At 54.4% G+C, this 4522-nt stretch carries 3 protein-coding genes and 2 pseudogenes; all 5 read left to right on the forward strand.

The genetic code is table 11. The features are described 5' to 3' along the window. Positions 1–254, forward strand: a pseudogene (locus tag YY7_RS59930) (IS630 family transposase); the annotation flags it as partial. A gap of 539 nt (positions 255–793) precedes the next feature. Further along, positions 794–2269, forward strand: a complete 1476-nt coding sequence (locus YY7_RS0149525) for a coproporphyrinogen-III oxidase family protein (RefSeq protein ID WP_028169387.1) — start codon at positions 794–796, stop codon at positions 2267–2269. Between the two features lie 19 nt (positions 2270–2288). Next, positions 2289–3476: a hypothetical protein gene (locus tag YY7_RS0149530; protein WP_028169388.1), complete on the forward strand. Its 1188-nt coding sequence runs from the start codon at positions 2289–2291 to the stop codon at positions 3474–3476. An 80-nt stretch (positions 3477–3556) separates the two neighbouring features. Continuing rightward, the gene (locus YY7_RS56165) at positions 3557–4087 is read left to right on the forward strand and encodes a GNAT family N-acetyltransferase (protein WP_051397385.1); all 531 of its coding nucleotides are present in this window, start codon (positions 3557–3559) and stop codon (positions 4085–4087) included. Between the two features lie 271 nt (positions 4088–4358). Beyond that, positions 4359–4522, forward strand: a pseudogene (locus YY7_RS61680) (IS5/IS1182 family transposase); the annotation flags it as partial.

A 4522-nucleotide genomic window follows, 5' to 3' on the forward strand; every position in this document is an offset into this window, starting at 1 on the left:
AAGCCGCCGATGTTGTTGGTCTTTATGTCGATCCGCCTGCAAAGGCCATTGTCTTGTGCGTCGATGAGAAGCCATCGATCCAGGCCCTGGAGCGCGCCCAAAGCTATCTGAAGCTGCCCAACGGACGGGCTTTGACTGGCCAAAGCCATGATTACAAGCGGCATGGCACGACGACGCTGTTCGCCGCGCTCCAGGTTGCCACCGGAACGGTCATCGCGGAGCATTCAAAGCGCCGCCGCCGCATGGAGTTCCTCTGTCGAGAGACGATCATGGTCACTCGATGCTCCGTGTTGTCGTTTTTCGGCCGTGTCCCGTTGAGGACGCGTATGTCCGGGAGCCGACGCTGTGGCGTAACTATTCCGACAATACAGCACAAAGCACATGGTTTTCGTTCCTCAAAAAAGCCCCGCGCGAGCGGACTTTGGTGGCACGTCGATTGCTGGGACACGGAAAAGGATCCGCATGACCATGCAATCCAGTCGTCGCCGCAGGAGTTCAAATGAAACTTGCTCGATCCAAACAAGTCAGCGCCATAGCTGTACGGTTGAGTGCGGTCGGTATCGCATGCATTCGCATTAGCCAAAACATCTGCCTCTCGTCGACAATCTGTAGTCGTCTCCGTGTACCACCGAGCGCATCGCGACCTGCGAACGGAGCTGCAGCGAGTGGGGCGCGAATGCAGCTCGCTGATTGAAACGCGCCGCTTCAGTAACGAGCAAGACGAGATTGATGTGGTACGGCCGCGGCTGCCAGCGCGGCTTTCCTACACGAAAGCTAATGGAGTCCCCAACAGATGAACGCGCCCAGCTATTCCGAAGCCCTGGAATTTGCGATCGACCGCTCGTACGAGATCAATCTCGACATGTTGAGATCGCGAAATCTGCACCTGGACGCGCACAACGACTATCTCGTCGGCACATATCCTCCTCTCAAGGCAATGGGTGACCTGGATGCCGAAAGATTGTTGACTCAGGTCGCCTCGTCAATTGACCTCTATTTTCATATCCCATTCTGTAATCAGTATTGCACGTTTTGCCACTTCGCCAAGGAAATCAATCCATCTTCCGAGCGAGTGGAACGCTATTTGGCGGCCTTAAATAAAGAAATGACTTGGTCGGGCGCGGCGCTTGCTGGGAGAGCTGTTGAGACTGCGTTTTTTGGAGGGGGCACTCCCTCATTTTTGACTAACCATCAACTCAAAACGCTATTTGCCATGGTTAACGAGCGCTTTGATTTGTCGAAGTCAGAAGTAAGTTTTGAGTTGCATCCCTCGCTTGTGAAGCATGCGGACGCCGCGGATCGCATCTCGACTCTACTTAGAGGCGGAGTAAACCGCTTCGTACTGGGCGTTCAAAGTCTAGATCGGGATATTTTGCGTATATTGAACCGCGGGCACGGTGTGGAGGAGGTGATACAACTCGTGACATTGCTGAACGAGATGGGCGTTGAGAATCTATCGCTTGACCTCATGTATGGGCTGCCGCAGCAAACGCTTCGGAGCTGGTACGACTCAATAATCGGGCTGTTGGACATTGGAATAGAGAAGTTCAACGTATTCCCGTTGATGTTTAAATTGACTGACCCCGTGGCCCGCCATTTGGCTATGGGACGCTATCAATTCGCCGGGGCCAAGGAGCGCATTATAATGCACTTCATGGCGGAGCACATCCTCACGAAGCTCGGTTATCGCTATGGACCAATTTTCTATTGGACTAAGAGGTCGCAGCCGCACTCCGTTCAACAAAGCCGTAAATACGATTCCTGGAACGACAATAATCTCGTCCCGTTTGGGGTGGGTGGATTTGGCTACATGAGCCAGTGCCAGTTCTACAACGAGGCAGATCTAGATCGCTATCTACGTAGGGTCGAAGCCGGCGAGAAACCAGTGTGGAAGGGGGTTGTACTGTCCCAGGACGACCTCATGCGCCGAACATTAATGTTTGCCTTGCGAAGCAGCGGAGTGCTGCTCTCCCGCTTCGAGCGCGAATTTGGAGTATCGCTAGAAAAATACTTTTTCGGCGAGCTTGAAATCTTAAGGGAGGCAGGCCTCGTTCGCATTTCAAACGATGGCGTGCTTTCGTTAACCGACGCCGGAATTATCAACTCGGGCGCTGTATCGTTGCTATTTTTCTCTGAGAATGTACTTGAGCGGGTCGCGTACAACGATAGCAGGATAACAGACAAACAAACGGATCTAATCGAAAAGCACGACTATTCGCCCGCCGCAAGATATGGGTCGAGTGCAGAAATGCAAGCTGTTTTTCGATGAAGTGGGGGAGCGCTCGTCTATGGTCGCTACGTTGTCCTTTTCCACTCCGGAACAGCAGCGCCGTCGGGCGCGGCAGATATTTTCTCATGTGTCCGATAGCTTCGATCGCGGGCAACGGAAACGGCCGCTTGGGCTTGTCAGCAATGTTGTCGCCGATCAACTGCCGCACTTCATTGCCGAGATCAAAGGCAGTGAACGGCCAGATGAAGCGGTCAAGGCTCTTGGAAGTAGCATTAATGCGATGATTGCATCGGCTGACCATGATGGACAGCTGCTGAAGTTGCCGGATCCCGACTTCGCCGTCGCTAAGACAGACGTCCAATATCTCGTCAATTGTGCTTATCAGATGTCGGCGTTTGCCGGCCTTGATCCCGTGCAGGCGGAGTTGACGGTGGGAGAGGCGCTGAGCCGTCTCGCCCGCTTAAGCTGCCAGCGACAGCCTAGCATTGAGGTTCTCTCCTATGAAGATATGATCCTGACGAATCCAGTGCAGAGCGATCCTCGCATATATTGCCTTGGCGCCGCCGGGGTCGAGGAGCGAGACTTTTGCTTGGGTCATCAACTCATCGAGAGCGAGCTAAAATTGGCAATCGCAGCTCTACTTGAATTGCGTGATGCGGCTGACGCGGACGCTCATCAATGTCTTGCGCTATGCTTGGAACGCCTTGAGTCAGCGAACTATGTTCTGGCCCGATTTTTTGAACATATGTCGCCCGACCTATTTAGCCAATTTCGTGTGTTTTACGGAAAAAACCCTTACAAGAATAGGCTTGGCCCAAGCGGTCGGTTTTCTGCCCGGGTCGTGGCGGTCTCGGTGCTACTGGTCGGCGAAGAACTCTTTCAGCAGAAGCCGCAATACTATAGGGATTTGTATCGGCTGTCCGAATACTATCCGCAGGGAGGCATTCACGAGGTATTCCGCTGGTTGTCACCAGATGACAAAGGCGCGGAGCCCACGCCAAGTTGGCTGGAAGGGAAAGCGGACTTTCCTGGGTTTGCAACCATTTCGCCCGTCGTCGAACGCTATGGTGGAGAAGTCCGAAGGCTGCGCGCTTCGTGTGTTTGTGCGCTGGAACAGTTTACCCGGATGCACCGTACTACGGCTTTGAAATATACGGTTGAACCGGGTCATCCAATTGTCGGAGTCGAGGCTTCGGAAAGTGTTGAGGCTGTCCTTTCACAGCGGCTGTTAACGGCGGCGCGATAGCCGGCGGTATTTGGCTAGGTAAAACATGTAGTGATGCTGAGAGGCGCAGGCATCCGACACGGGTCCAAAGGTGGCGTTCGATGTCTCAGGACGAAGTGATGTTTCGTCAATTTGAGTCAGGAGATACTGATGATGTGTGGCATCTGCATAGACGCGCATCGGAGGCGGTTGGTGTGTGTGGCCCGGAAGGAGCGTGGGAGGATGATTTACGAAACATTGGAGAAATATACATCGCGTCAGGCGGAGACTTCGTAGTTGCGCATATTGGTTCCAAGCTCGTTGCCATGGGTGGATTGAAGCTTATTGACGATGACGTCGCAGAGCTGAAGCGTATGCGAGTCGATCCTGCCTTTCGACGGCGAGGGCTTGGGACGAGGATTCTTAGTGAATTGGAAACGCGAGCCGCCGCCCTGGGATTCAAGCGGATAGTACTCGACACGACAAAGATCCAAGTAGGGGCTCAAAGACTTTATGAGGCCGCTGGCTACGTTCGCCGTAAGGAAGGGATGTTGCACGGATATGAAGTGATCTTCTACGATAAGCGGCTTGTCGGCCGGGATGAGCCACGTCACATAATCAACGAGGTTGTGGGCCTGGAGAATCCACGCTAGCCCTGTAGGGACCTGGCGTCGTGAAAGGCTGAAGCAGGTGAAGGCGCTGGAGTTCGGCTCGCGTCGACTGAGGAGAAGCGCGGGCGCCGCGGAAGCGGTTTCGTCGTCCGTGAAGAAGCTCCCAAGTCATTGAGCGGGAGTCGAATTTTGGATCGGAGCGAGGNTCGGGATTGCAAGCTTTTTGGATTTGAAGGCCCGAAAGCTTGCAATTTGATTTNTGGGATTCCGTCGAATCGCGTGTCGTGATTCCGTGGTCGCAACGGAGGGGACGATGCGACCCAAGGAACGACGGGACAGCGGACAGGCCGACCTTCTGCGCTCGCGGCTGGACGCGATCATCGACATGAACCATGCGCTGGTGCAGCTGGCGCGGACGATCGACTGGGCATTCCTCGAGCAGAAGTTCGGCGCGGTCTATGAGGACAAGCCGGGCCG

Source organism: Bradyrhizobium elkanii WSM2783 (genome assembly GCF_000472865.1).
In the GTDB taxonomy this organism is placed as follows: Bacteria; Pseudomonadota; Alphaproteobacteria; order Rhizobiales; family Xanthobacteraceae; genus Bradyrhizobium; species Bradyrhizobium elkanii_A.